Origin of the sequence: Prosthecobacter dejongeii (genome assembly GCF_014203045.1) — a bacterium.
In the GTDB taxonomy this organism is placed as follows: Bacteria; Verrucomicrobiota; Verrucomicrobiia; order Verrucomicrobiales; family Verrucomicrobiaceae; genus Prosthecobacter; species Prosthecobacter dejongeii.
Genome location: NZ_JACHIF010000001.1, coordinates 1,102,015 through 1,127,103, shown reverse-complemented (window position 1 = coordinate 1,127,103; position 25,089 = coordinate 1,102,015). Strand labels below are relative to the sequence as shown.

General features: G+C 56.7%; 26 protein-coding genes and 1 tRNA gene. 11 read left to right on the top strand and 16 right to left on the bottom strand.

Going from position 1 to position 25,089, the window contains the following annotated elements; all coding sequences use genetic code 11:
• The first annotated feature begins 41 nt into the window (after positions 1-41).
• The gene (locus tag HNQ64_RS04490; RefSeq protein WP_184205778.1) at positions 42-1,541 is read left to right on the top strand and encodes a lipopolysaccharide biosynthesis protein; all 1,500 of its coding nucleotides are present in this window, start codon (positions 42-44) and stop codon (positions 1,539-1,541) included.
• A gap of 36 nt (positions 1,542-1,577) precedes the next feature.
• Here HNQ64_RS04490 and HNQ64_RS04485 read toward each other — a convergent pair whose 3' ends face one another.
• Positions 1,578-2,363: an FkbM family methyltransferase gene (locus tag HNQ64_RS04485; protein ID WP_184205776.1), complete on the bottom strand. Its 786-nt coding sequence runs from the start codon at positions 2,361-2,363 to the stop codon at positions 1,578-1,580.
• Positions 2,364-2,449: 86 nt separating this feature from the next.
• Positions 2,450-3,736, bottom strand: a complete 1,287-nt coding sequence (gene hemL / locus HNQ64_RS04480; RefSeq protein ID WP_184205774.1) for a glutamate-1-semialdehyde 2,1-aminomutase — start codon at positions 3,734-3,736, stop codon at positions 2,450-2,452.
• An 84-nt stretch (positions 3,737-3,820) separates the two neighbouring features.
• Between hemL and HNQ64_RS04475 the strand changes: the two genes are divergently transcribed.
• Positions 3,821-4,549: a hypothetical protein gene (locus tag HNQ64_RS04475; protein ID WP_184205772.1), complete on the top strand. Its 729-nt coding sequence runs from the start codon at positions 3,821-3,823 to the stop codon at positions 4,547-4,549.
• 6 nt (positions 4,550-4,555) lie between these two features.
• On the opposite strand, the gene ruvA is transcribed toward HNQ64_RS04475, so the two are convergent.
• On the bottom strand, positions 4,556-5,164 hold the full coding sequence (gene ruvA, locus HNQ64_RS04470) for a Holliday junction branch migration protein RuvA (protein WP_184205770.1): 609 nt from the start codon (positions 5,162-5,164) through the stop codon (positions 4,556-4,558).
• An 84-nt stretch (positions 5,165-5,248) separates the two neighbouring features.
• Here ruvA and HNQ64_RS04465 point away from each other — a divergent pair, with 84 nt between their 5' ends.
• A complete protein-coding gene (locus tag HNQ64_RS04465) occupies positions 5,249-5,857 on the top strand; it encodes a hypothetical protein (RefSeq protein WP_184205769.1) in 609 nt (202 codons plus the stop codon).
• Positions 5,858-6,322: 465 nt separating this feature from the next.
• On the opposite strand, the gene HNQ64_RS04460 is transcribed toward HNQ64_RS04465, so the two are convergent.
• Together HNQ64_RS04460 and pdhA are read right to left on the bottom strand one after the other, a co-directional pair.
• Positions 6,323-7,867 (bottom strand): Gfo/Idh/MocA family protein, encoded by a 1,545-nt coding sequence (locus HNQ64_RS04460; protein ID WP_184205767.1) that lies wholly within the window; start codon positions 7,865-7,867, stop codon positions 6,323-6,325.
• Positions 7,868-8,052: 185 nt separating this feature from the next.
• A complete protein-coding gene (pdhA, locus tag HNQ64_RS04455; protein ID WP_184205765.1) occupies positions 8,053-9,129 on the bottom strand; it encodes a pyruvate dehydrogenase (acetyl-transferring) E1 component subunit alpha in 1,077 nt (358 codons plus the stop codon).
• A gap of 102 nt (positions 9,130-9,231) precedes the next feature.
• Between pdhA and HNQ64_RS04450 the strand changes: the two genes are divergently transcribed.
• The 4 genes from HNQ64_RS04450 to mnmG all read left to right on the top strand — a co-directional run bounded on the left by HNQ64_RS04450 (position 9,232) and on the right by mnmG (position 12,282).
• A complete protein-coding gene (locus HNQ64_RS04450; RefSeq protein WP_184205763.1) occupies positions 9,232-9,552 on the top strand; it encodes a hypothetical protein in 321 nt (106 codons plus the stop codon).
• Between the two features lie 113 nt (positions 9,553-9,665).
• Positions 9,666-9,959, top strand: a complete 294-nt coding sequence (locus HNQ64_RS04445; RefSeq protein ID WP_184205761.1) for a hypothetical protein — start codon at positions 9,666-9,668, stop codon at positions 9,957-9,959.
• A 184-nt stretch (positions 9,960-10,143) separates the two neighbouring features.
• Complete coding sequence (locus HNQ64_RS04440) at positions 10,144-10,326, top strand: hypothetical protein (protein WP_184205759.1); 183 nt, start codon at positions 10,144-10,146, stop codon at positions 10,324-10,326.
• Between the two features lie 93 nt (positions 10,327-10,419).
• Positions 10,420-12,282 carry a tRNA uridine-5-carboxymethylaminomethyl(34) synthesis enzyme MnmG gene (gene mnmG / locus HNQ64_RS04435; RefSeq protein WP_184205757.1) on the top strand — a complete coding sequence of 621 codons (1,863 nt, stop codon included), beginning with the start codon at positions 10,420-10,422 and terminating at the stop codon, positions 12,280-12,282.
• A gap of 30 nt (positions 12,283-12,312) precedes the next feature.
• On the opposite strand, the gene HNQ64_RS04430 is transcribed toward mnmG, so the two are convergent.
• Positions 12,313-12,801: a DUF3592 domain-containing protein gene (locus tag HNQ64_RS04430; protein ID WP_184205755.1), complete on the bottom strand. Its 489-nt coding sequence runs from the start codon at positions 12,799-12,801 to the stop codon at positions 12,313-12,315.
• A gap of 189 nt (positions 12,802-12,990) precedes the next feature.
• On the opposite strand from HNQ64_RS04430, the gene HNQ64_RS04425 reads away from it, so the two are divergent.
• Positions 12,991-13,644: a phosphodiester glycosidase family protein gene (locus HNQ64_RS04425; protein WP_184205753.1), complete on the top strand. Its 654-nt coding sequence runs from the start codon at positions 12,991-12,993 to the stop codon at positions 13,642-13,644.
• Between the two features lie 7 nt (positions 13,645-13,651).
• Here HNQ64_RS04425 and HNQ64_RS04420 read toward each other — a convergent pair whose 3' ends face one another.
• Positions 13,652-15,067 (bottom strand): sulfatase family protein, encoded by a 1,416-nt coding sequence (locus HNQ64_RS04420; protein ID WP_184205751.1) that lies wholly within the window; start codon positions 15,065-15,067, stop codon positions 13,652-13,654.
• Between the two features lie 177 nt (positions 15,068-15,244).
• Here HNQ64_RS04420 and msrA point away from each other — a divergent pair, with 177 nt between their 5' ends.
• Positions 15,245-15,868, top strand: a complete 624-nt coding sequence (gene msrA / locus HNQ64_RS04415; protein ID WP_184205749.1) for a peptide-methionine (S)-S-oxide reductase MsrA — start codon at positions 15,245-15,247, stop codon at positions 15,866-15,868.
• Positions 15,869-15,937: 69 nt separating this feature from the next.
• Here the strand turns inward: msrA and aroC are convergent, their stop codons facing one another.
• The 3 genes from aroC to HNQ64_RS04400 form a co-directional block, all read right to left on the bottom strand.
• Complete coding sequence (gene aroC, locus HNQ64_RS04410; protein ID WP_184205747.1) at positions 15,938-17,017, bottom strand: chorismate synthase; 1,080 nt, start codon at positions 17,015-17,017, stop codon at positions 15,938-15,940.
• Positions 17,018-17,274: 257 nt separating this feature from the next.
• Positions 17,275-18,048: a ribonuclease III gene (rnc, locus tag HNQ64_RS04405; RefSeq protein ID WP_184205738.1), complete on the bottom strand. Its 774-nt coding sequence runs from the start codon at positions 18,046-18,048 to the stop codon at positions 17,275-17,277.
• Between the two features lie 67 nt (positions 18,049-18,115).
• Positions 18,116-18,190 (bottom strand) — tRNA-His (locus tag HNQ64_RS04400).
• Between the two features lie 306 nt (positions 18,191-18,496).
• Here HNQ64_RS04400 and infA point away from each other — a divergent pair.
• Positions 18,497-18,694 (top strand): translation initiation factor IF-1, encoded by a 198-nt coding sequence (infA, locus tag HNQ64_RS23870; RefSeq protein ID WP_343075876.1) that lies wholly within the window; start codon positions 18,497-18,499, stop codon positions 18,692-18,694.
• Positions 18,695-18,699: 5 nt separating this feature from the next.
• A complete protein-coding gene (locus HNQ64_RS04390; RefSeq protein ID WP_184205735.1) occupies positions 18,700-19,248 on the top strand; it encodes a ribonuclease H-like domain-containing protein in 549 nt (182 codons plus the stop codon).
• Between the two features lie 68 nt (positions 19,249-19,316).
• On the opposite strand, the gene HNQ64_RS04385 is transcribed toward HNQ64_RS04390, so the two are convergent.
• From HNQ64_RS04385 to HNQ64_RS04360, 6 genes are read right to left on the bottom strand one after another with little or no spacing between them, the layout of a single operon-like run.
• Positions 19,317-20,249, bottom strand: coding sequence for an endonuclease/exonuclease/phosphatase family protein (locus HNQ64_RS04385; RefSeq protein ID WP_184205733.1), 933 nt, complete (start codon positions 20,247-20,249; stop codon positions 19,317-19,319).
• Between the two features lie 29 nt (positions 20,250-20,278).
• Positions 20,279-21,637 carry a Fe-S cluster assembly protein SufD gene (gene sufD / locus HNQ64_RS04380; RefSeq protein WP_184205731.1) on the bottom strand — a complete coding sequence of 453 codons (1,359 nt, stop codon included), beginning with the start codon at positions 21,635-21,637 and terminating at the stop codon, positions 20,279-20,281.
• Between the two features lie 53 nt (positions 21,638-21,690).
• The gene (gene sufB / locus HNQ64_RS04375) at positions 21,691-23,109 is read right to left on the bottom strand and encodes a Fe-S cluster assembly protein SufB (protein WP_184205729.1); all 1,419 of its coding nucleotides are present in this window, start codon (positions 23,107-23,109) and stop codon (positions 21,691-21,693) included.
• A gap of 34 nt (positions 23,110-23,143) precedes the next feature.
• A complete protein-coding gene (locus HNQ64_RS04370) occupies positions 23,144-23,680 on the bottom strand; it encodes a YcxB family protein (protein WP_184205727.1) in 537 nt (178 codons plus the stop codon).
• Between the two features lie 24 nt (positions 23,681-23,704).
• The gene (gene sufC / locus HNQ64_RS04365; protein WP_184205726.1) at positions 23,705-24,460 is read right to left on the bottom strand and encodes a Fe-S cluster assembly ATPase SufC; all 756 of its coding nucleotides are present in this window, start codon (positions 24,458-24,460) and stop codon (positions 23,705-23,707) included.
• Between the two features lie 21 nt (positions 24,461-24,481).
• Positions 24,482-24,937 carry a Fur family transcriptional regulator gene (locus HNQ64_RS04360; RefSeq protein ID WP_184205724.1) on the bottom strand — a complete coding sequence of 152 codons (456 nt, stop codon included), beginning with the start codon at positions 24,935-24,937 and terminating at the stop codon, positions 24,482-24,484.
• Between the last annotated feature and the right edge of the window lie 152 nt (positions 24,938-25,089).

Genomic DNA, 25,089 nt, shown 5'->3' with positions numbered 1-25,089 from the left:
CAAGCGCTAGCCCCCCAAAAAGACGGTTTTCAGAAAGCCGTATGTTCCGTGGTTCAGGGATTAATATTTTAGATTTAATCCTTAAGGTAGCCGTCACCCTGGTCCTCACCCCGGCGATGGTCCAGGCTTTAAACGTCGAAGGTTATGGTCTGTGGGTCCTGGTCACCTCCATCTCAGGTTATGGAGCCTTGCTGGAAATGGGCATCACGTTTTCAGCCTCTCGCTTCCTCGGCATGGCCGTGGGCGTGGGGAATGTGGACCAGCAGGGACTCATTTTTACCACCGTCAGCCAGTTCTTCCGCCTCATCGCAGCAGTCTTGCTCGTCCTCACCCCGGTCATCGTCCTGGTCGCAGGTTTGACCGTTTCCGGCTCGCATCATCACGAGTTCGAGCTAGCCCTTTTGATCGTCTGCCTGATGCTGGTCCTGCGCTTTCGTTTCCGGCTCCCAGTCGTGTTTTTGCGTGCCAATAGCCGCTACGATCTCATCGCCCAGGCTTCCATCCTTCGTTCCATCCTTCAGGCCGGTTTGCTCATCTGGCTCCTGGCCAAAAGGCCCTCCATCATCGGCGTCGCCTGCGTCCAGATCGTTATGGAGGGGGTAGAACTTTACTGCCTCGCCCGCTTCGCCGCCCCCTTGATCCCCGCCACCGTGCCGCCCCCAGACACCGCCGTAGTGCGCGACCTCCGGCGTGATCTCCTACGCTACGCACGCTCCATCAGCATCCTCATGGTGGGCGAGTCCCTCCGGGGGAATTTGAACCCCATGGTCGTAGATCGCGTCAGCGGCCTCGCTTCCGTGCCGCTGTATTCCATCGGCATGCGGTTGATCACCATCATCCAAGACACTGTGGGTGCCATCTTCGGTGGGCCAGTCATCTCCATTTTCAGCCAGCTTCACGGGGCCGGAGATGAGGCAGGACTGCGCAGCATCTTCATTCGTTCCTCTCGCTGGGCCGCCTCCTTCAGCACCTTTGCCGTCCTCGGGGCCTGCTGGCTCGCCTCGCCTTTCTTTCACCGCTGGGTCGGGCCGAATCTCTGGGGCGCGACCGATGTCATGCACATCGTCGCGGGTCCTTACCTCCTCTACTTCGCCCAGTATCCCGCTCACAATTTGCTCTATACCCTGGATAAGAATCACTGGCTCTCCTGGATGGCCATCGCCGGCGGCTGCTTCAGTGCGGTCCTCAGCATCGCCTTCGGCATGGTCTGGGGCCTTCACGGCGTGGTGAGCGCTATCGCGCTGGAGATGCTTATCTCCCGTTTGTTCGTCCTCCCCATCATGGTGGCAAAGGTCATCCACGTTCCCGCTACGGAATACATCTTCAAGCATCTCCTCCTGTCCTCCCTACGCAGCAGTATCCCGCCTTTGCTGGGCATTTGGCTCTTTCATCGCTGGGTCCAGCCAGACTATGGCAGCCTCTTCCTCGCAGGCAGTGGCTACACCCTCGTCTGTCTCCTCCTCATGCCCTGGTTTATCCTCCAGACTAGCGAGCGCCACGAGGCCTGGACCCTCCTCAAAAAGAAGCTCCGGCTCGCCTAAAAAAGCCCTCTCTAGAGAGCACTGCCTGCCTCCCCTTTAAGCAGGCCGCTTCGCCCGCACCAAAATGGCATCCATTTCGATCGCCGCCTGTCGGTCATCGTAGCTGATGGGATTGAGCATCGCTGGCACATACCCGGCCGCCGCAAAGGTATCCAGAGACTCCTGAAAGGTCTGTGCCTCTTTGTACAGCCGGATGAATGAAATCTCCGACATCACCAAAGGAATATCGTCAAAACAACGGTCGGCCCCGGCGAAGACCTCCGAGTCGAAACCCTGTGTGTCCATCTTCAGCAGCATCGTCTTCACACCCAGCCGCTTCTGGATCTGTGGCCACAGGTGATTGATCGTGTTCACCTTCACCGCCATGCTCCGAAGCACCTTATTGGACTCCGCGTACTTGGAGGGCTGCGAAGGATCCGGCAGATAAAAGGAGCTAAAAACATCCCCCGCCATCTGGTGAAATTCCTTTTCCCCAATGTCGCGGCCTAGCGCATCCGTCATCACTTCCCACTTGGGGTCAGCCGCCGCTTTCTTCGCCAGCTCTTCGGCGATCTCCACCAGCGGCTCAAATGAAATGATCCACCCCTGGTAGCCCACCTCCGTCCGCATCATCTGCGCAAAACCTCCGTCATTCGCTCCCACATCGAAGACACAATCCACCGGGTAAGTATCCAGCAGTTTCACCAAATGCTTCGCGGCCGGACCGCCGATCTTATCGCGCACATACACCTTCTTGTACTCCTCCCACTTCTTCGTGGGTACGAGGCTGTATCCCTGCGTCGCAAGGAGCTTCTTGAGGCATTGACCGACAATAGATTTCATGGGCGAGATGGCAGGCTGTCCTCCACTGCTTTAGCGCATTTCTGCAACCGTGCGCTTGTTATTCCGTGCAAATGACAGTCGCCTCCTCACAGCGCACTCAGCGCGGCCGCAGCCACCTCCGCTGTGCGTTCCATGTCTGCCTTTGCATGTGCCATGCTGATGAATCCCGTCTCAAACTGGCTCGGGGCAAAGTACACTCCGTGGTCCAGACAGTGGTGGAAGAACTTCCGGAAAGACACCAGGTCAGCGGTCTTCGCATCCTGTAGATGATGCACCTCCGTCTCCGTGAAAAAGAGACAGAACATGCTGCCCTTGCGATACCAGCGGTAGCCCAGGCCCTTACGCTTCAGCACGTCCAGCACGGCCTCTTCCATCACCTGACCGATTTCTTCCAGATAAGCAAAACCCTGCTGACGATCCAGCTCCCGCAACTGCGCCAAGCCCGCCGCCATGGCCAAAGGATTGCCACTCAGCGTCCCAGCCTGGTACACTGGCCCCAGCGGTGCCAAGTAATCCATGATGTCCGCCCGCCCACCGAAGGCACCCACTGGCAAGCCGCCGCCGATCACCTTGCCAAAGCATGTCAGATCTGGGGTGATGCCCTCCAGCTCCTGCACCCCGCCCTTTGCCAGGCGAAAGCCCGTCATCACTTCGTCAAAGATCAGCACCGCGCCGTACTTCGTCGTGATGTCGCGCAGCTTTTGCAAGAAACCCGGCTTGGGCAAAATCAGCCCCGCATTTGCCGGATAAGGTTCCACGATCAGCGCCGCGATCTCGTGCCCCTTCGCCTCAAAAAGCTCTTCCAGCGCCGCTTCATCATTGAAAGGCAGCACGCTGGTCAGCTCCGCAAAGGCCGCCGGCACACCCGCACTGTCCGGGTGCCCATGCGTCAGCGCTCCGCTGCCCGCTGCCACCAGCAGACTGTCTGAATGGCCATGATAACAGCCGTCGAACTTCACCAGCCGCGACCGCCCCGTGAAACCACGCGCCAGGCGGATGGCCGACATCGTCGCTTCCGTCCCGCTGCTCACCAAACGCACCTTTTTCACGGAAGGCACCCACTCACAGATCGTCCGCGCCATGTCCACCTCGTAGGGATTCGGAATGCCAAAGCTCACCCCATCTTTCGCCGCCGTGTGGATCGCCTCAATCACCGAAACCGGCGCATGACCCAAAATCGCCGGGCCCCATGTGCCGACAAAATCAATCATCTCCCGCCCATCCACATCCCAGATCCGGCAGCCCTTGGCCCGTCGCACAAAAAACGGATCTCCCCCCACATTCCGAAAAGCACGCACCGGCGAGTTCACCCCCCCCGGAATGTATTGTTTAGCGAGTTCGAAGAGCTTGGTCGAAAGAGGTCCGTTAGGCATTGTGCAAACGGATACGCCAAAGCTCCCTCACGTCGAACAAAAGCTTTCCTGAACCCGTCAGACTTTGGTAGTCTCGCTCCCGTCATGAAAAAGGCCCCTCTTTTCGTCGTGCTCGTTGGATTCCTCGCCCTCGGCAGCGTGGCCTCCGCTCAGCTCTCCAGCTCGCGCAAATCCTCCCTCCTCGCGCCTGAGCCCGGCACCATGGACGTGGAAGACATGCTCAAAAAACCCGTGACGCTCAAGGTCCTCCAGGAGTCCCCCATCTACACTCGGTCGAAGATGGATCAACCCCTCGGCTCCATGGCCCCTGGCACCCTGGTCAAGCTCGTCGGGCTCTCAGACACCGCTTACCGCATTCGCGGACGCGCCCGCCACGGAGACGTCTCCGGCTGGATGCGCATGGCCGACCTCCTTTCCCCCGATCCGAACCTGGTCCCCAACCTCAAAAAACTCCACCAACGCCAGACCGAAGTGGAGGCCCTCATCGCTGCCAAACAAATCGCCCTCGGCATGACTGCCGAAGAAGTCCACGCCAGCCTGGGCAAGCCCAATCGCAAATCCAGCAAACTCAGCGCCAGCGGCCGGGAAGAAAAGCTGGAGTATGTCGTCTATGACCGCATCCCCCAATACAGTACTGGCCTAGACGCCCTGGGCAGGCCCATCCAGACCGTCGTTTACATTAAGGTCGAGACTGGCAGCATGAGCGTGAACCTCAAAGAAAACGTCGTCGAAAGCATCGAGGAAACCAAGGGTAATCCCCTCGGTAGTGGCGGCGTCAAGATCGTTCCCGGCCCCATCATCTTCGGCTGGTAACGCCCCTTACTGCATCGCCCGCAGCGCCTCACGGATCAGCTTATCCGCGCGCACAGGCTCCGTGCTCGCTTTGACCAGATCATTCACCGTCTTCTGCGCCTCGCTCTGCTTGTAACCCAGCGCGATCAGGCCCAGCACCGCATCACTGATCGCCGCCTGTTTCGGATCATGCGTACCACGCGCCACCTCAGCCGCCTGCCACGCATCCACCACGCCCACCTTGTCCTTCAGCTCTAGCACGATCCGCTCCGCCGTCTTTTTACCCACCCCTTTGATCCGCGCCAGTGCGGCTGTGTCATTGCGGATCACCGCATCCTTAAATGCAGCCACTGGCATCCCGCTCAGAACCGACAGCGCCATCTTCGGCCCGATCCCGGACACCCGATCAATCAGCAAACGGAAGAGATCCCGTTCATCCTCCGTGTAAAAACCAAACAAGGTGTGCTCACGCTCCGTCACGTGGTGATGCGTCAGCAGCCGCACTTCTCCACCCTGCTGCGGCAGTTTATCAAAGGTGGTTAGGGGAATGTTCGTCGCATAGCCCACCCCGCCCACATCCACAATGGCTTGGTGCGGGTAGGCTTCAGCGAGTTTGCCACGGAGAAAGGCGATCATGCTCCTCATGAAGCCGGGACTCGCCCCACGCGCAAGGTCTTTGATTGCTAGCGCCACCCCTCCACCCATGCTCAAGTAATCCTCATGAAACTCCGCTTCCTCGCCGCTTTCTGCCTCCTGGCTAGCCTCCTCATGGCCCAGACGCCCGAACGCCGCCTGGAAGAGCTGCTCCTGCTGCCTGAGCCCATCGTCATGCGCAGCCCCCTTTCCATCGTCCCTCAAGACGCCGAACTCACCGTCCTCACCCCTGCCAAAGAATTGGCCGATGTCCCCGGCATCCTCGCCTACTCCGCCCAGGACTTTAAAAAGCTTGGCATCAGCGTCGAAACCTTTGCCGAACGCGCCAAAAAAGTTGCCGACAAACGACTGGCGAGCCTTAAACCCGACCTGATCAAAGACCCCGAAGGCAAAGTCCTTTACGCCGTCTATCGCAGCGAGCAGCCCCTCATCGCCTCCCTCCTCATCGCCCCTTCTCTGCCCGCCGTTTTTGAAAAACTCTTCGGACCCGAAATCTGGGTTGCCCTGCCAGATCGTCACTCCCTTTTCGTCTTCCCCGCCAAACCGGAAGCCCTCGAAGAATTCGCCCCTGACCTCGCCGAACGTTTCCGCACGGATCCCCGCGCCGCCAGCCCCGAGATCTTTGCCATCCGAAAAGACACCCCTCCCAAAGTCGTCGGCAGCTTCGTCCAGTAACCCCCAGCTTCCGCTTCGCCCGGCCTTCCATAGGTAGGACGGGTGTGTCCGGCGAAAAAACATCCCGGTAGCTCACCCACCCCCTTCGCCGGATGACCCGTCTTTCCCGGGATACACAAAGCCCCATGCCTGCACAACTCTCCCCCCCCGATGCCGGAGGCATCGCAGCGGGTAGCCAGGGGTCCGTGAGCCCTAGCGAACGCACCCCTGGTTAGGCCAAAAAACACCTTCACTCAGGGTCGCATCCTGGAAGGATGCCAGCCATCCCCGTCGTCCCACTTGCCCGCGCCATACAAGCCTGGCAAGCTCCCCTTGGTCTCAGACAAACGACCACGAACGGTTCAAGGTGTGACGGCGTCTCGCCGTCAGCCCGGGAAAGATGCGAGGACCTCACACCCACACGCCTAACAAAAAACGCGGAACCCGTTTCCAGGTTCCGCGTTCTCAAGAATGTCTCCGTAAAACTTAGCTGATCACAGGCAACTCAAAGCCTGCGGCATAATCGCCGTTGGTCATTTTGTTCGCCTCTTCAGCGAACTCACCGGTGAATTTCTCAGCCACAGGATCGAAGTCCAGCCATGGGCCCACCTGCGCCATCTCAGCCTTCATATCAATCTTGTTGGCCACCAGGTTTTCCACGAAGTGATCGAAGGTTTCCTGAGCTGCCTTGCTGTTGCTGAGGCGCTCTTTGACCTCGTCGTTGGAGATCTGCTTGCCGAGGCGGTAGGAGATGTTGGCCATCTGCGCCAGGGCCGCCGCATGGTAGCCGTGGGAGACGTGCAGCACATCCTTCGTCAGCTTGCCCGCACGGACGGAGTTGATGAAGTTCAGCATGTGGTCCGGGCCGTCCTGGAAGTTTTCAAACTTATGGATCGCCTTGCCATCATTGTCGTAAGCCTTGGATTCAGCGATAAAACCGCCTTCGCAATGGATGACGTTGCCGATACGCGGAGCCGAGGTTTTGCCATTGATGCGATAGACCGGTTCTGCGCCCTTGGCCCAGTTCATGTCCTTCATTGGCAGACCACGGTTGTCGAACAGCAGAGGCGCGCCTTCAGCATAGTCATAGAAGGCCATCTGGTTGTTCGCCGTTTCGCCATCGTCATCGTAACCCCAGCGACCGCCAAAGCTCATCACACGCTTCGGCAGCACGGCCGGATTGCCTAGAGCCCAGCGAGCTACGTCGAGCTGGTGTGGCCCTTGGTTGCCAATGTCACCATTGCCATAAGCCCACTGCCAGTGCCAGTCATAGTGGAACTGGGAACGATTCACCGGCAGCATCGGCCGTGGTGCAGACCAAAGTTTGTAATCCAGCTCACCCTGCGTGGCTTTGCCATCCACACCCTTGAAGGTGCCTGCTGCAAAAACGTCCTTCGCTGGCACCGGTGCATCCAGCTTGCCGATGCTCTTGCGCGCCTTGTAGTTGATGCCGCGGCTCAGCGTCGTTTTACCGATCTGCCCGCTCTTGACGTACTCCATGGCGGAAGCCCAACCCAGGTCGGAACGGCGCTGCATGCCGTGCTGAACCACCAGGCCTTTTTTCTCGGCGATGGCAGCGGCATCCACCAGCTTGCGTCCTTCCCACATGTTATGGGAAACAGGCTTCTCCACGTACACATGCTTGCCATTGGCAATGGCTGTGAGGGCAATCAAGGTATGGCTATGGTTCGGTGTCGCGATGGTCACGGCATCAATGTCCGGATCTGCACAGCACTCACGGAAGTCTTTGTACTGCTTCACCTTGATCGGCGTTTCACGCTTGCCCAGGGCAGCCACCTGCTTGGCCATCACTTCACTGTCCACATCACAAAGAGCCACCAGACGCACGCCTGGGATCTTCAACAAGCTACCGATGTGGCCTGAACCACGGGACTTAAAGCCGATGACGGCCACACGGACTTCACCGTTGGAACCGATGGGTTTCGCCCAAGTGGGCAAAGTGGCAAGGCCGGCGGCTCCGGCGACGGTGCCGCGCAGGAACGTGCGGCGGCTGGTGTTTGCTGAGTTCATGACAAAGATAAGGTTAGGTTTGGGCACGCGGATTCGCTCCGCACGTCGCGGTAAATCACAGCTTACTCAATACGACAGGGAAGGTGCAACCTTTCTTCTGACGTGATGTCCGAATCGGATACTTTTATGTCAAAGGCCAAAGTAAGCGCATCCTTTAGCACCCCATCGGCCTAACTATAAACATATCAATCGTTGAAGAAGTGGCGGCCCGTGGCTCCAGCCTCCGTCTTGTTATCCACTTCCCAATAGACATCTTCAAAGATGGACTCGGGTTCTGGATAAGGACTGGTTTTGGCAAAGTCCGCCGAAGCTTCTGCTTCCGCCTGTGCTTCACGATCGATTTTCTTCAGTTCGTCTTCCGTGGCCACACCTTCTTCCAGAAGGTTGCGCTTCCAGACCTGAATCGGGTCGTGCTCTTTCTGGTACTTCTCCACTTCTTCCTTGGTGCGGTACTTCAGCTTGTTCGCATCCGCCACGGAGTGGCCTTCCCAACGGTAAGTCGCGATTTCCAGCATCGTCGGCTTGCTCTCGTTGTGAGCGCGATCAATCGCCACCTGCACGTGAGCACGCACATCGTAGAGATCTTCACCCACAAACGAATCCCAGACCATGCCGTAACCTTCCGCACGCTTCGCGAGATTCTCGCTGTAAGCCGAAGAACGCTCCTGGCTGGTGCCCATGGAGTAACCGTTGTTTTCGATGACGTAAATGACAGGTAGATCCCAAAGGGCCGCCAAGTTCAGCGATTCATGGAAAGCACCCTGGTTCACCGCACCATCGCCCAAGAAGCACATGGCGGCACCTTTGAGGCCGCGATATTTCAGACCATAGGCGAGACCTAGGCCCAGAGGTGTCTGCCCAGCAACAATGCCGTGGCCGCCCCAGTAATTTTTATCCGGCGCAAAATAATGCATCGAACCACCCTTGCCCTTCGAGCAACCCGTAGCCTTACCGAAAAGTTCTGCCATGCACTCATTCATGGACATCCCAACTCCCAGGGCGTGGGCGTGATCGCGATACGCCGTGATGACGTGATCGTTTTCACCCATCAAAGAAGTGCAGCCAATCGCCACCGATTCCTGGCCGATGTAAAGGTGAAGGAATCCACCCATGCGACCCGCCTGGTAATGCTGCAGGGAAACTTGCTCAAAGCGACGCACCCGCACCATCTTGCGATACAGTTCAATCTTGTCTGCCGCAGTCAGTTTGGCATTGATCGGAGCATCAGCAGATTTGGCGGAAGGAGCAGTCTTAGTGGCCATAGTTGAGGGAGCCGAATACTAGCCGGGTGAAAGGGGGAAGCAAGTCAGGAGTCCGATGAAGCCAACAGAACCTGGACAGCTAACTCCATCGAAGTAGCATGGATGATGCCTGCTTTCTGGAAGCCTGAAGATTGCCACATTCATATCGGTGCAGAGGAAAATATGTCCCCGACCCTGCCAGATTGGGTGGCGACCAAAGTCTTTCGTCAGGATCTTACCCAACCCGGATTTGCCTGCCTCAGCCTGTCTGGACAGGTGGATTCCTTTCAGCTCCGGCGGACGATGGTGTGGCTAAAGGAACAACTCTCCAACATCTTTCAAACCGACCATGGCCAAACCCTGGCCTACTATTCCCGGGTCGTTTTGATCAAAAGAAAAACACTCGTCTCCATCTCGACGGTGGCCCAACCTGCTCCTTTTTGATGCTCGGTTATGAACCCAGTGTCGTCACTAGCCGCTTTCTGATTTCAGATTACTCACGATGCGCCGCCGATCTGGGCCTATCACCCCACGAATTTTTGGAGCATCAAAACCCCATGTTCACCCAAAAAGGAAGAGAGGCACTACAACCCTACACCCAGGCACTGCCCGAATGGGACGATGGACAGAATAGAATCGTCATCGTCAACAACAGCTCCCTTCCAGCATCCTCTCCCCTGCCCGGTCTTGGCATCCTTCATGGAGCTGAAGTGCTAAACATCCCGAGCCCTGGCACTCCCCGAATCATCAATTCCACCCTGTTTGTCCCCCAGCCGGAGGCCCCTACTGAGACGAACGAAGCCCTGAAAACCTTCCTGGCAACAGACGCCATTTCAGGCCAGATTCTCTGAGATCAAAGTCCCTGATGAATGCCACCCTTCTAACCTTCCCGCAGAACGGGCGATGATGACCACGCTGCGAGTTTGGTTTACTTAGCCACTGAGTGGAGTTGCCTTACTGCTACTCGCTTCGCTTTTCAAAACCAAACTGGGAATTGCCGGTGGTATCAGCCAGTCATGTTTCCTCGTCTCATACGTGGCTATCGCTTTCACTCACGTCGCTTATCTACTGCTTGCTGCTCGGGACAGCATCATCGCATTGAGCCAAAAAGAGAGGCGTTACCAAGGTTTCATCGCCTTAGCCATGGTCCTTTTGGCCCTTTTGATCGCAGTTCCGATGAGCCTTATCTTCCTCTCAGCCATGGCCCAGAGTTCCTAACCCAAGCTCTTTTTGTTCCACATGGAACAATTTTGGAGTTGTGCTAGGGTCGGGTAAAGCGACTTCAACCAGCGCCATCCCCCCTCTCTGATCATGTCCACTAGCCTCTACACCTACCCGAAACACTACGATGTCATCGTCTGCGGAGCAGGCCATGCCGGGGTAGAGGCCGCCATGGCGGCTGCCCGATTGGGCTGCCAAACGGCCATTCTCACCCAGAACCTGGATACCATTTCCCAGATGTCCTGCAACCCCGCCATCGGCGGTTTGGCCAAGGGTCATGTGGTTCGTGAGATTGATGCCCTTGGGGGTGTGATGGGTCTGAACACAGACGCTACGGGCATTCAGTTTCGCATGCTCAATGCCCGAAAAGGCCCCTCGGTGCAGAGCCCCCGCGCCCAGTGCGACAAGAAAGCTTACCAGTTTCGCATGAAATGGCTGATCGAAAACCAGCCTAACTTAGACATGCACCAGGGCAACGCGGCCGAGATTTTAGTCGAAAATGACGTGGTTGTCGGCATCCGCACCAGCCTCGGCATGGTCTATCGTGCCTCCGCCGTCGTCATTTCTTCAGGCACTTTTATGCGTGGACTGCTGCATGTGGGGCTGCAAAACCAGGTCGGCGGACGCATGGGCGACAGCACCTCCACCCTCTCTGACAGCCTCCTCCATCTCGGCTTTGAGGTGAAGCGTTTTAAGACTGGCACCCCCTGCCGAATCAACAGCCGAAGCATTGATTTCACCAAGTGTGAGGTCCAGCCAGGCGACTCTCCAGCGCCCCATTTCAGCTACCTTTCCGGGGTCAAAGATGAGGAACAGGACCTGTTTACGCTCAACCATTGGGGCCCAAAAATGTTCCACGTGGAACAAACTCCGTGCTGGATCACCTACACCAATACCCAAACGCACGACGTGATCCGGGCCAATTTGGACAAGTCCCCGATGTATTGCGGGCGCATCGAAGGGGTCGGTCCACGCTATTGTCCTTCCATTGAGGACAAGGTGGTGCGCTTTGCCGAGAAGGATCGGCACCAAGTTTTCCTCGAACCGGAGGGTCGTCATACCCGCGAATTCTACATCAATGGGGTCTCCACTTCCCTGCCCTACGAGGTCCAACTTGAGTTTATCCGCTCCATCGTCGGTCTGGAAAAGGCCGAAATCATCCGTCCGGGTTATGCCGTGGAATACGACTACTGCCCGCCAACTCAGCTTTCTTCAACACTGGAAACCAAGCGTGTCGGCGGTCTCTACTTCGCCGGTCAGATCAATGGCACCTCCGGTTATGAAGAAGCTGCCGGTCAGGGACTTCTTGCCGGAGCCAATGCGGCCCTGAAAATCCATGGCAAACCTCCCCTCATTTTAGGCCGCAGCGAAGCTTATTTGGGAGTCCTGGTGGATGACCTTGTCACCAAAGGCACCACCGAGCCCTACCGCCTTTTCACTTCTCGCGCTGAATATCGCCTGCTTCTCCGGCAGGATAATTGTGACCTTCGCCTCACTCCACGTGCTGCTGCTCTCGGTCTGGTGGATGATTTCCGCCGTGATCACACCGCCGAAAAAGCCGCTCGTTTGGCCGAAGCTCACCGTTTAGCCCAGACCACCAGTCATGAATCCATGCGCCTGCACGCATGGATCCGTCGCACAGAAAACGATCACACTTCCCTGCCCCAGGACATTCGCAGTCAGTTCAGCGATGAAATCTGGCAGCTCTTGGAAAATGACCTCAAGTACGAAGGCTACATCCAGCGCCAAGAAGTGATGCTGGAAAAGACCGCACGCATGGATGAAAAAGAGATCCCCGCCAACTTCGACTACTCCAAGATCCAAGGCATGAAAAAAGAGGCGAATATGCGCCTCTCCCAGATCCGCCCCACCACACTCGGCCAGGCCACCCGCATCCAGGGCGTCACCCCAGCGGATATTGCCCTGCTGGCCGTGATGTTGAGAAAGGGGTGATCATCGAATCTTCCCCTTCTCCTCAAAGTATCAGCTAAAGCGGATCTCCCGACGGCGTCTCACCTGACTGCCAAAGATCAGGGTCTTCAATGACATTAAAAGTCCGATGCCTCCTCCGCCCATCATCAGCCACGGCATCGTACCAACTTCATTAAAAAGACAAGCTTCATGGGGATTGGTTGGATTGTAATGAACAGGCACCACCTTTCCGACGGGTAGCTGATTCACTACATTGGCTGCATCGGAGCGATTGCTGGAACTGCCATCCATAAACGTCACTTGATCCCCTTTGATCTTCTGGCCGTCCACTTCGTATTCGTAGCGCACACGGGCCTCATACATGCGTGAGCTGGAGCCTGAACGCGTTTTGCGGCTTTCAGCCACTTCAGATTCCAGAACGGTCCCTTGAGCTGTCGGCCATTTCTCACTCGCTTTCCCTTTCGAGTAGTGGCTCCACCCGAGCCAAATGAAGAAGCCAGACACAAAAATAGCGATCAAGGAAAACAGCGAGTTACGCATAGAAATAGAAGGTTGAGTGTTGAGGCTACATTGATTTGGCCAAGCTTTGCTCTTTGTGACAGGGTTTTCTAAGCGATCCTATTTAGCCTCATGCGGATATTCACTCACCTTCTGTTTTGGTTCGGTCTCTAGGGTCCACCTTGGGTCTCAGCAACCGAGACACTGGAATACGAAGGCGGGCTCTATCATGTGCAGCGGGTCAGGCAAGCCCAGCAAGCCAAGCTGGATTTGCGCTGGCTGGGTGATTCTGGCAAGCCACTCTCCAACTTTGGGGCTCTGCAAAAGCAACTCACGCAAGAAGGCAAAAAGATCGTCTTCGCCACCAATGCCGGGATCTATGAACGTGGCCCGAAACCTTGCGGCCTGACGATCACGGACTCGAAAACTCTTGTCCCACTGAACCTGGCAAATGCGGAAGGAAACTTCTTTCTGAAACCCAATGGCGTCTTCTATCTGGACGACACCGCTGGCCCAGGCATCGTCGAATCGTCCGAATACGCAGCGCTCAAAATCCAACCTCGAATCGCTAATCAGTCCGGACCCCTCTTGCTAAGCAAAGGAGTCATCCACCCTGCCTTCAATACGAACTCTCCGAATCGCCGCCAACGCAGTGCCGTTGGCGTGGTCACAGCGACCCAGGAAATCATCTTCGTCATGAGCGACCGTGAAGACCGGCAGAAAGGCCGCGTGACCTTCCACCAACTCTCCCGATTCTTCCTTCATCTCGGCTGCCAAGATGCCCTGTTTCTGGATGGCGATATTTCACAAATGATCACCTCCCCTGCCCCGGGCACAAAGTTCTCGCCGAATACTTTCGCAGCCATGTTTGTGCTGATCGAGTGAATGCGCGCTACTTTACGTAGTCCTCACCATTGAGGCTCTTGGCCACGCTTTGCAGCCAGTCTTGCAAAGCTTCCTGCATCTGCGGCACACGCTCAGGTTGTTCGGCAAAGAGAACCCGACTTTCATCAGAGTCCGCACTCAGATCATAGAGTTCCCAGTCCACTTCGCCTTTGTCGTCCTCGATGCGGTGCAATTTCCAGTTTCCATCCAGCCATGCGGAATGACCTGGAAACTTGTTCAAAGGAACAGTTCCACTAATCACCCCGGCATCTGCTGCCAATCGTTCAGGATCGTTTGGCTCTTCCCCTTTGGCTTGAGAGTCTAACAAATCCTTCATCCATTTCTCTGACGGCGTTGCCTTGCCTTTGATTTTGGAATCCCAGAAACCGATGGCCTGGCTGCGCTTTTTCTCCGTGCCTTCCAGTAGAGGTAGCAAATTCACACCATCCAGCGGATACAACTTCTCCGGCTCCACCTTAGCCATGGCAAGAACGGTCGGGAAGATGTCGCTGGTCGTGCAAGGGGCCGTGATGACCTTGGGCTCCTTAAACAGGGCTGGCCACTCTAGCAGCGCCGGCACCAGCAGGCCCCCTTCATAAACTTGCCCTTTGTTGCCACGGCGACCACCGCTGGAGCCGATCTTGGGCAGCGCCCCATTGTCACTGCAATACCAGAGCACGGTATTCTCATCCAGGTCCAGCGTCTTCAGTTCCTGGCGAATGCGACCAAAGGCGCGATCCATCGCGGTGATCTCGCCATAAAAGTCCTGCACCTTTTTCGGCTGATCCGCATACAGGGCGCGATCTGCCTCCAAGGCCTGATGAGGATTGTGCGGCGAACCAAACCACACCACGGCCAAGAAACGCTGCTTTTGGTTAGACTGTTCCCGGATGAACTGAATGGCAAGCTCAGCAGTGACATCCGAGCTGTCACCCTTGAATTGCTTCGCCGTCCCTTCATCGCTTAGCACCGGATCCAGATCGAAGAAGTTGGGAGCCGAGATCCAGTGATCAAACCCACTCGCACCAGGGCTCACAGGACTCGCCTTCTGCACCCCACCCAGATGCCACTTGCCATAGTGTCCCGTCACATAGCCCGCTGACTTCAATACCTCCGGCAGGGTGATCTCCTGCGGCCTCAGGGTGTGACCCCAGGAAAAACAGCCAAAACGATTTGGGGTGCGCCCCGTCATCACACTGCCACGGGTGGGCGAACACACCGGCGCCGCTGCATGGAAGTTGTCAAAACGGATGCCCTCTTTCGCCATGGCATCAAAGTTTGGTGTCTTCAGTTGGGGATGGCCGTTGTAAGCCATGTCACCCCACCCCTGATCATCTGCCATCACCAGAACGATGTTGGGAGGTTCCGTGGTGATAGCATGGGCAGAAACGGTGGCCAGCAGGGCAAAAAGAAATGCTTTCATATCGCAGAAGGGTTTTCCACCAAGCGTATGAACTCATAGGACGGATGTCGAGGCTTGCCTTACTCTGGAATAAAGCTCCCCTTCCCCCCTCCCAACTGACGAAAGCACACACATCTGAAAGTTTGACGACCATCGTAACGCAATGAGTAGTCGCCAGACTTTCCTTTCTTAGCGACCATGAAAACCTTCCTCTCTCTACTTGCCGCCATGTCCACTGCGCTCACTCCTGCCATCGCCGCAGATCCTGCTCCTGCCACCCCAGCAGGAAAAACCGAACTCGCCGTTCTTGGGGGTGGTTGCTTTTGGTGCACCGAGGCCCAATACGAAATGCTGAAGGGCGTGAAGACCGTGGTCAGCGGTTACTGCAACGGCATCACAGAAAACCCCACTTACAAAGAAGTGTGCGCCGGTGATACCCAGCACAACGAAGTCATCCAGATCGAGTTCGACCCCACCGTCATCAGCTACAAGGAAATCGTGGACTACTTCTGGATCGCCCATGACCCGACCACGCTGAACCGCCAGGGCAACGACGTGGGTGACCAGTATCGCTCAGGTATCTACTACCTGAATGAGGAGCAGAAAAAGATCGCCCAAGAATCCATGAAGGCCGCCCAGAAAGATTGGGACCAGCCCATCGTGACCGAGATCGTGCCATTGAAGAAATTTTACGTCGCGGAGGACTACCACCAGGATTATTTCGCTAACAATCCGAGCCAGGGGTATTGCCGCGCCGTCGTCAGTCCCAAAGTCTCCAAATTCCGCGCCAAACTAGCGAAGGAAGGCAAGTTCAAGGAATAGACCTCAAGAGATCCATTTAGATCTCTTCATTCTCAGCGGCTCATGGGATTTCCCGTGAGCCGCTTTCTTTTAGCCATTCTGGGCGCGCTGACGCAGCCAATGGTCTGCGATGATCAAATGCACCATGGCCTCCACCATCGGCACCGCCCGAGGCAAGACACAGGCATCATGACGACCCCGGGCCGAGAGGGTGGTTTCCTCGCCAGTATTCGTTACCGTCTTCTGCTCACGCAGCACGGTGGCCGTGGGTTTGAAGGCCACACGGAAGACGATCTCCTCACCATTGCTGATGCCACCCTGGATGCCACCGCTGCGATTGCTGCGGGTGCGCACCTGGCTGCCATCCATATAGAATTCGTCATTGTGCTCTAGCCCCGTCATCAGCGTGCCCGCAAAACCACTGCCTATTTCAAAACCCTTGGTCGCTGGCAGGCTCATCATGGCCTTGGCCAGGTCTGCTTCCAGCTTATCAAAAACAGGTTCTCCCAGGCCTGGCGGCACACCGCGCACCACGCACTCCACCACACCGCCCACGCTGTTGCCCTGACTGCGCACGTTTTCGATGAGCTCGATCATTCTCTCCGCCGCTTCTGGGTCACAAGTGCGGACGATGTTGGACTCAATGAGCTCAGAAGTCAGGTTCTCTGGCACTTTCGCCTCCAGATGCTGGATGCTCTTCACGTAAGCTAGGCATTCGTAGCCGTTTAAAGACTGCTGGAGGACCTTGCGGGCGATGGCCCCTGCTGCCACACGGCCGATGGTCTCGCGAGCGCTGGAGCGGCCTCCACCCGAAACGGCACGGATGCCATACTTTGCATCATACGTGTAGTCCGCATGGCTGGGGCGATAGGCCTGGGCCATTTCCGTGTAGGCTGAGGGGCGCTGATCGGTATTCCGAACGAAGATCCCAATAGGCGTGCCCAGAGTCACTCCATCCAGCACACCCGAAAGGATCTCAGCCTTATCGTCTTCCTTGCGGGGCGTGACGATCTTGCTCTGGCCAGGGCGGCGGCGATCCAACTCCAACTGAATGTCTTCCACCGACAACGGGATGCGGGGTGGGCAACCATCAATGACGACCCCAACGCCGGGGCCATGGGATTCACCCCAGGTGCTGATGCGAAAGAGAGTGCCGAGGCTGCTGGACATAGGAAGCTTAAGATGGGCAGCGTCAATCCTAGTGCAAGCAAAGGTCGTGCTGGAGAGAGTTATGCCTCTTATGCCCAGTCTCTGTGATTGAATAAGGTAAGCTTCGTTAAATCTCCTTATCCGTATAGGCTGGGGATAAGTGCAATAAGCCTGTTCCTCCACATTCAGAGGGGCGTTCCACAGGCCAAAGTGTTGGGCACAAAATTGGGCACAGCTTGTGCATCCTCATCAACAAGTCTCACTTATGAGTGTTGCTCTCACGGTTGGGGGCAGTTGTGCCCAGTTTGCTCACAATCTGTGATGGGAATTCTAGTGGCTTTATAATTAAGATCTCCTAAAGACTTCAGCTGCTCTTTTAAACTGGCAGTCGCCAAGGCCGCGCGGGCAGCAGCCACCTCGGCTTCTTTTTTGCTGCGTCCGGTGCCGGTGCCGAGAACACCCCCCATCCAGAGCACACTGGCCTGAAAGAATTTGTCATGATCCGGTCCACTTTCTTGAAGGATGCGGTAGTGAGGTGGTGTGGGGCCCACGGCCTGGATGAGCTCTTGGAGCTGACCTTTGGGATTCTGATCGCAGGGGTTGAGCAGGAGAGCTTCCAGCTCAGACTGAAACAGCCGCTTGATGAATGACTGCACGGCTAGCAGCCCACCGTCTAAATAGAGAGCCCCAGTCACGGCTTCCATGGCATCTGCCAGGCTGCTTTCACGTTGGCGTCCACCGTTCGACTCTTCACCTCGGCCCATGATGAGGAAGCGCCCTAGATGGAGCCGCTTGGCCATGGCAGCGAGGGCTTTGGCAGAAACGACTTGGGCGCGCAATTTCGTCAGGGCACCCTCATCGGCTTGAGGCAGTCTTTGATAGAGGAGCTCTGAGAGTGTCAGTTGCAGTACAGCATCGCCGAGAAATTCCAGGCGTTGATTGTCTGCCTGCGTGCGCTGGGCCTCGTAGCCCACGCTGCCGTGGGTGAGGGCCATGGTTAGGAGCTGAGGATCACGAAAGGTGTAACCGAGGGCAGATTCGAGAGCTTCCATGATCAATCGCAGTGAGTGAAGCGGCTAGTTTCAGCAAAAAATGAGGCTGTCAACGTGAACAGCAAGATGGGGTGATCGACGGGGCTCGAACCCGCAACAACCAGAATCACAATCTGGGGCTCTACCATTGAGCTACGACCACCATCTGAGAACTAGCGAAGCGGAACATAATGCAGTGTTGCGAGTGCGCCAGCACTTTTTCACAGCAAGACGAGGAGTTAAGACGAGAACGAGACAAATTAGAGGTTGTCAATCACCTCCACGCGCAGCACTTTAACGGCTTCTGGGTTTCTGAAGGACCCACGTTGCGTTATCTATGCCTCCTCCTCGCCGTTCAAACAATCGTGGTGGGCCTCGTCGTCCATCCGGTCCACCGCGTGGTGGATCTGGTCGCCGTCCGCCACCCCCGCCGCCACCTGAAGATGAACTTAAGCAGAAGGAAGAGGCGATCGAACTCGATGGCGTCATTTCCGCTGTGCTTGCCGGGACCATGTTCCGCGTGAAGTTGAAGAATGGTCACGAAGTTCTCGCCCACATTTCCGGGAAGATGCGCAAGCGCTTCATCCGTCTGGTCATCGGTGACAATGTTAAAATCGAAATGTCGCCTTACGATATGGACAAGGCGCGTATCGTTTATCGTCTCTGAGTACGATGGCTCGGGACATCGTCTATTTCGACTTAGAAACCCGCCGCACCGCGAATGATGTGGGCGGCTGGGGGAACAAGCACAAGATGGGCATTTCCATCGCGGTCACTTACAGCACCAAGCTGGGGGAGTACCGCATCTTCCAGGAAGATGAAACCTCAGATCTGATCCACCAGCTCACGCGGGCGGATCTCGTCGTGGGTTTTAACCACGTGAGCTTCGACTACGAAGTACTCATGGGGCACACCATTTTTGATTTTCGCGAGCAAGTCCGGGACCTGGATTTGCTGGTGGATTTGGAAAAAAAGCTCGGGCATCGCCTGAAGCTGGAAGCCGTGGCCGCAGCAAGTTTGGGCACGGGCAAAACGGCCGATGGTCTCGAAGCCATCCGCTGGTGGCAGCAGGGTAAGTTGGCCGAAATCGCCGAATACTGCGCCTTTGATGTGAAGGTGACCAAATGCGTCCACGAATACGGGGCTAAAAATGGCTTTGTAAAATACCACGACCGCAATGGCCGCGAGCAGCAAGTGGCGGTGGAGTGGTCGGTGGACTGACGTGAGGCGGGCACTCCTACCTGCCCTCTGATTTCGGCAGTTCTTCGTCCAGGGCAACTATCCCGGCTTCACTTAGCCTTACGCCGTAGCGTGACGCACAGAGCGGCGTGATCACTGCTGGTGATGCGCCAGACTTTGCGGGCTTCCACCACTTCCCAATCAGGGCCTAACCAAAAGTGATCCAAGCTTAATAAAGGTAATCCCAGCGGCCAAGTTTCCTTGAAGCCTTCCCCCGCTACCTCCAGCGCATGGGTGAAATGCTTCCGGTAATCTTCCAGCAGACCTGACTCGAGCGGGGTGTTGAAGTCTCCGACTAAAATGGCATCTCCCCTGCCCTGAGCCTGGGTGAGCGCCTCATCCAACTGGCCTTTGCGCCAATGGAAAGGATGGGGGTGAACATCCGCTACCACGATGGGGAACGTCGGGCCCAGACCATTGACATCAAAGCGGGCATAGGCACCTGCGCCTTCCAGCTTTCCACGGTCGCGATAACGTGAGGGCACGCGTGATAACCATAGAATGCCCCGCGGCATCCAGGCAGCCTGGTAGCCAGGAAGCAATGCCTCATAGCGGCGGCAGTTTTCTTCCATCTGGCTGCGACCAGGCTCCACAAAGGCAGCTACATGGGGTTGAAACTCTTTCACCAGATCCACCATGCCCTGGTGCAATTCTTTGGGGCGGCAGAGGTTCCAGTAAAGGACGCGAACCTCAGTGGATTCATCTCGCTGGGAGAGAGGGGGGGCTGTGCCGCGCCAGGAGGCCATCATCCAGGTGCTGCCAAGAAACACAGCTAGAAGCGCGGCGGTGCCGCGCGATTTGAACCCGGTTTTTGGCCAAACCAAAAGTGTGACAGCGAGCGCTAGCAGGCAGGGCTTGGGCATTGCATAAAACAGCAGCCGAAAGCCGAACAGATGATCCTTCAGTCCGAACTGCAAGGCGATGCCCAGCACCAGAACGGCCCAGCCTGCCCGATGAGAAAATCTGAGCAGGCGGGTCGTCATGAGGGTTGATCACACCGCCACATTTCTAGTTAGACGGCACGCTCCAGCTTCTCGTCAATGCGGGCTACCAAAGTGTCCAGCACTTCACTGTTGCCAAAACGCTTCAACACATCCGCCAAAAAACCTTCGATGATCAACTTGCGGGATTCACTGTCGCTGATACCGCGTGCCTTCAGGTAAAAGAGCTCTTCATCGCTGATGGGGCCGCTGGTGGCACCGTGGCTGCACTTCACCTGGTCGGCATTGATCTCTAATCCGGGGAGCGAGGTGGCTTCCGCTTCGTTACTGTTCAGCAGGTTGCGGCAGGTCTGGTAGGCGTCTGTATAGTGCGCGGTTTCATCCACCGTGATCAGGCCGCTGAAGATGCTGCGGGACTTGCCATACAGGGCGTTCTTGTAGAGCAGGTCACTCGTTGCATGAGGAGCTTTGTGGTTCTGCAGCGTGCGTTGATCAACGATCTGTTCACCGATGGGCAAAGACACGCTGAGCATATCGCTATGCGCACCCTGGCCGATGAGATCGCTCACGCTTTCGCTACGGCTAAACTCGGCACCCAGTTGGACCTGGAAGCTTTTCACCGTGGAGTCACGGCCAGCGACGATGCTGGAAAGATGCAGGGCTTGCGCATCATCGGCCAGTTCCTGGCAGGCAGCATAGGTGATACGGCTGCCCGTGCCGCTGACGATATCAGCAATGGCGACGCTCAGGCCACCTTCGCCATCCAGGCTGCGGTAATGGTCCACCACACTGACTTCAGCGTTGTCGCCCGTAACGATGAGCGTGTGGGGGAAGATGGCAGCGTGATCACCCACCACCCAGTGGAAAACTTCGATGGGTTTTTCGAGGACCACATTCTTCGGCACCAGGATCACCGTCCCAGCCTTCACATGGGCCAGATGCAGAGCGGCAAATTTGGCCGAGCCCAGGGTCATCTCGCGCTTCATGAAGTGCTCCTTCAGCACATCGCCGTGGGATTTCAGAGCTTCGGCAAAGTTTACGCACACCACGCCGGCGGGCAGGGCATCGGTTTGAGATTCGATGAGCTCATCGTTCACGAAGACAAAACGGGCGGTGCATTCCTTAAGCCCTTCAGAGGCGGCCAAGGCCTGCTGTTTCTGGGCCTCGGTCGCCACTGAGGCTGGGCTGTGCACGCTCAGCTCGATGTTCTTGGCGTTCGAGTAGCGCCAGCTCTCATCCTTCACGCTGGGCACTGGCAGCTTCTGGAACTCAGCCCAGGCCGCTTCGGCACGGGCAAGGAACCAGCCTGGAGCCGAGGTTTCATCACGCACAGGCGCGATGATTTCGAGGCCGGAGGGAGCAGGAGAATCAGGAGCTTCGGACACAGGAGCGGGAGAGTTTTTGGGGGTGGGAGCGAGAGTAGCAGACATGGCGTGAAATCGGGGGAGGAGGGAGTGGGACAAGATGGCCCACCATCGAAATATCAGCCCACGCTGCCTTCCATTTCGAGGTCAATCAGGCGTTTCAATTCCACGCTGTATTCCATCGGGAATTCCTTCACGAGGTCATTGATGAAACCATTCACGCTGAGGCTCATGGCTTCAGCCTCGCTGAGGCCGCGCTGCATGAGGTAAAAGATCTGGTCGGCACTCACCTGGCTGACGCTGGCTTCGTGCTGGGTGGAGTGTTGATCACCACGCACACTGATGGCTGGGTACGTATCGGTGCGGCTGTTGCTGTTGATCAGCAGGGCATCGCACTCGGTGTTGTTTTTGCAGCCCTTCAGGTGCTTGGGGATGTGGACCAGGCCGCGATAGGTGCTGCGGCCTTCGCCGATGGAGATGGACTTCGAGATGACGTTGCTGGTCGTGTCATCCGCAGCGTGCACCATCTTGGCACCGGTGTCTTGGTGCTGGCCGCTGTTGGCCAGGGCGATGCTGATGACCTCACCACGGGCGCGTTTGCCCTTCATGATGACGCCTGGGTACTTCATGGTCAGGCGGCTGCCGATGTTGCAGTCAATCCAGCGCACTTCGGCATCTTCATGGGCGATGCCGCGTTTGGTGACGAGGTTGAAGACGTTGCTGCTCCAGTTTTGCACGGTCACGTATTGGATCTTCGCGCCCTTCATGGCCACGAGCTCCACCACAGCGCTGTGCAGCGTGGCGGTTTCAAATTTGGGGGCGGTACAGCCTTCCATGTACATCAGCTCCGCGCCTTCATCGGCAATGATGAGCGTGCGCTCGAACTGGCCAAACTGCTCCGAGTTGATGCGGAAGTAAGCCTGCAGGGGATGCTTCACCTTCACGCCTGGGGGCACGTAGATGAAGGAACCGCCGGAGAACACGGCGCTGTTCAGGGCGCTGAATTTGTTGTCACCCGTTGGAATGACCTTTCCGAACCACTTCTTGAAGATCTCAGGGTGCTTGTGCAGGCCCTCGGTGCTGTTGACGAAGATGACGCCCTGTTCTTCCACGGCAGCTTTGATGTTGGAGTAAGCGGCTTCAGAGTCATACTGCGCCTCCACGCCAGCGAGGAACTTGCGCTCCTGCTCCGGGATGCCCAGGCGGTCAAAGGTACGCTTCACATCCTCAGGCACGTCGTCCCAGGAACGCTTCGGCTTCTGGCCATCGGAAAGGTAGTAGCGGAACTCGTCGAACTTGATGTTCTCCAGGTCCTTCGTGGCCCAGTGTGTGGGCATGGGCTTGCTCTGGAAAATTTTGAGCGCCTTGTGACGGAACTCACGGATCCAGTCCGGGTCGTTTTTGACATCGGCAATGAAGTCCACCGTCTTTTCGGTGATGCCAAAGCCGGAGTCGTATTTGTTGCGCTCAGGGAACATGAAGTCCCCCACGCTATCGACCTTGATGTCGGAAATGTCGTTGTCTGGGGCGGTGACCATAATAGGAAAGTGTTCGGTGTTCAGTTATCAGGGTTCAGTTCAAGCCGACCTTGGAGTGCTGGGTCTTGGAGGTGATGAGCTGGAGGAAGCGGGCGTAATCGGCTTCGGAAGTGAAGGCTGTTTTGGGGAGCCAATTGAAGAGGTTCTGTTGAGGGTAAACCAAGACTCCGTCTGGAGTCGCTATGCTCTTGATCACCAGATTCCAGGGAAGAAAAGACTCGGCGCCACCTGCGGTGCTTCGAAGGCCGTCTTCTGTCATGACATAACGGAGAGTCATTCCATAGGCTGGAATTCGTTTGATCTGCTGTTTCAGCATGAAGCGAAACGTCCCGATCATGAGTGCATACCAAATGATGCAGCCGAGGGTTACCAACACAAACATGACCACCGCCATTCCGATGGCCTTGTTACCTTGAAGATCTGACGAAGCAACGGTGCCCATGGAGATACAGAAAACGAGCACAATCAGAGCAAGCCATTTCCACCGAGTCAGTCGGTGAAGATGCCATTTGAAGGCCGCTTTGAAAGAAGCGGTATCAATCACATAAGACCCTGTAATCTCTTCGTTCATCAATCTCGGTTAGACCGTTTCGGCTCAAGCATTTGCCAGCAGCTCTTCTTTGACCCAGTCGTAGCCTTTTTCTTCCAGCTTCAGGGCCAGTTCCTTGCCGCCGGTGTGGACGATCTGGCCGTCCATCATCACGTGGACGATGTCTGGCTGGATGTAGTTCAGCAGGCGCTGGTAGTGGGTGATGACGAGGAAACCACGGTCCTCGCTGCGCATGGCGTTGACGCCACGGGAGACGACCTTGAGGGCATCAATGTCGAGGCCGGAATCGGTCTCGTCGAGGATGGCGTACTTGGGCTCCAGCATCATGAGCTGGAGGATCTCGTTGCGCTTTTTCTCACCCCCAGAGAAGCCTTCATTGACGCTGCGGCTGGTGAAGCTGCGGTCCATCTCGAGCTGGTCCATGCGAGTGTAGAGCTGCTTGTAGAACTTGATGGCGTCAATGTCCTCACCCTTCGGCAGGCGGGCCTTGAGGGCAGCGCGGAGGAAGTTGGCGTTGCTCACGCCGGGGATTTCATGCGGGTACTGGAAGGCCAGGAACAGGCCGGCGCGGCTGCGGGCATCCACTTCCATGTCCAGAATGTTTTCGCCATCCAGCAGCACTTCACCGCTGGTGACTTCGTAGTCTTCGTGACCGCAGAGAACCTTGCTGAGGGTGCTTTTGCCCGAGCCGTTCGGGCCCATGATGGCGTGTACTTCACCAGGATTGATGGTGAGGTTCAGGCCTTTGAGGATTTCGCGGCCGGGGATCTGAGCGTGGAGGTCTTTGATTTCGAGGGACATGAGGGAGTGTTGAAAAAGGGATTAGACTTTGCAGGAGCAGGCTTCGCAGGTGCCGTGGATGGCGATGTCCATGCGGCTGACTTTCGTGCCCGCAGGTAGGTTCCAGAATTTGGCGGGGTCAAAATCGGCCGCTGGGTGCGCATCAATGACTTTGCCGCAGCTTTCGCAGTGAAAGTGCACGTGCTCATGCAGGTTCGCACAGTAGCGGGACTGGCCACGCTCCAGCTGAACCTGGCGGATGAGGCCGTGGCTGGTGAGGTGCTCCAGGCAATTGTAAACCGTGGCCAGCGAGATGCTGGGCGAACGCTCCTTCACTTTGGCAAATAGGTCGTAAGCCGTCGGGTGGTCATTGGATTCCGCCAAGGCCTGGAAAACTTCACGCCGATGCGGTGTCAGCCGGGCATCGGTGCCCAGCACGGCCAGACGGCAGTCAAGGCCCGAAGGCTTCGACGAAGAGCGTGGGGAGGGAGTCGCCATAGTTTAGAATTAGAATTGGAATGATTCTAATGTATGGGATACGGCGACAGTTCAAGGGCGGATTCCACCCAATTTCTCTGAGGAGTCCCGAGATGTCGCTGTTAGGTGCCGTGTTGCCTTTCCTTCCATAAGGCGATGGCCTTGATATGAAT

Coding starts and splice junctions, on each gene's coding strand:
- HNQ64_RS04490 (WP_184205778.1), top strand. CDS start 42: ATGTTCCGTGGTTCAGGGATTAATATTTTAGATTTAATCCTTAAGGTA.
- HNQ64_RS04485 (WP_184205776.1), bottom strand. CDS start 2,363: ATGAAATCTATTGTCGGTCAATGCCTCAAGAAGCTCCTTGCGACGCAG.
- hemL (WP_184205774.1), bottom strand. CDS start 3,736: ATGCCTAACGGACCTCTTTCGACCAAGCTCTTCGAACTCGCTAAACAA.
- HNQ64_RS04475 (WP_184205772.1), top strand. CDS start 3,821: ATGAAAAAGGCCCCTCTTTTCGTCGTGCTCGTTGGATTCCTCGCCCTC.
- ruvA (WP_184205770.1), bottom strand. CDS start 5,164: ATGATCGCCTTTCTCCGTGGCAAACTCGCTGAAGCCTACCCGCACCAA.
- HNQ64_RS04465 (WP_184205769.1), top strand. CDS start 5,249: ATGAAACTCCGCTTCCTCGCCGCTTTCTGCCTCCTGGCTAGCCTCCTC.
- HNQ64_RS04460 (WP_184205767.1), bottom strand. CDS start 7,867: ATGAACTCAGCAAACACCAGCCGCCGCACGTTCCTGCGCGGCACCGTC.
- pdhA (WP_184205765.1), bottom strand. CDS start 9,129: ATGGCCACTAAGACTGCTCCTTCCGCCAAATCTGCTGATGCTCCGATC.
- HNQ64_RS04450 (WP_184205763.1), top strand. CDS start 9,232: ATGATGCCTGCTTTCTGGAAGCCTGAAGATTGCCACATTCATATCGGT.
- HNQ64_RS04445 (WP_184205761.1), top strand. CDS start 9,666: ATGTTCACCCAAAAAGGAAGAGAGGCACTACAACCCTACACCCAGGCA.
- mnmG (WP_184205757.1), top strand. CDS start 10,420: ATGTCCACTAGCCTCTACACCTACCCGAAACACTACGATGTCATCGTC.
- HNQ64_RS04430 (WP_184205755.1), bottom strand. CDS start 12,801: ATGCGTAACTCGCTGTTTTCCTTGATCGCTATTTTTGTGTCTGGCTTC.
- HNQ64_RS04420 (WP_184205751.1), bottom strand. CDS start 15,067: ATGAAAGCATTTCTTTTTGCCCTGCTGGCCACCGTTTCTGCCCATGCT.
- msrA (WP_184205749.1), top strand. CDS start 15,245: ATGAAAACCTTCCTCTCTCTACTTGCCGCCATGTCCACTGCGCTCACT.
- aroC (WP_184205747.1), bottom strand. CDS start 17,017: ATGTCCAGCAGCCTCGGCACTCTCTTTCGCATCAGCACCTGGGGTGAA.
- rnc (WP_184205738.1), bottom strand. CDS start 18,048: ATGGAAGCTCTCGAATCTGCCCTCGGTTACACCTTTCGTGATCCTCAG.
- HNQ64_RS04390 (WP_184205735.1), top strand. CDS start 18,700: ATGGCTCGGGACATCGTCTATTTCGACTTAGAAACCCGCCGCACCGCG.
- HNQ64_RS04385 (WP_184205733.1), bottom strand. CDS start 20,249: ATGACGACCCGCCTGCTCAGATTTTCTCATCGGGCAGGCTGGGCCGTT.
- sufD (WP_184205731.1), bottom strand. CDS start 21,637: ATGTCTGCTACTCTCGCTCCCACCCCCAAAAACTCTCCCGCTCCTGTG.
- sufB (WP_184205729.1), bottom strand. CDS start 23,109: ATGGTCACCGCCCCAGACAACGACATTTCCGACATCAAGGTCGATAGC.
- HNQ64_RS04370 (WP_184205727.1), bottom strand. CDS start 23,680: ATGAACGAAGAGATTACAGGGTCTTATGTGATTGATACCGCTTCTTTC.
- sufC (WP_184205726.1), bottom strand. CDS start 24,460: ATGTCCCTCGAAATCAAAGACCTCCACGCTCAGATCCCCGGCCGCGAA.
- HNQ64_RS04360 (WP_184205724.1), bottom strand. CDS start 24,937: ATGGCGACTCCCTCCCCACGCTCTTCGTCGAAGCCTTCGGGCCTTGAC.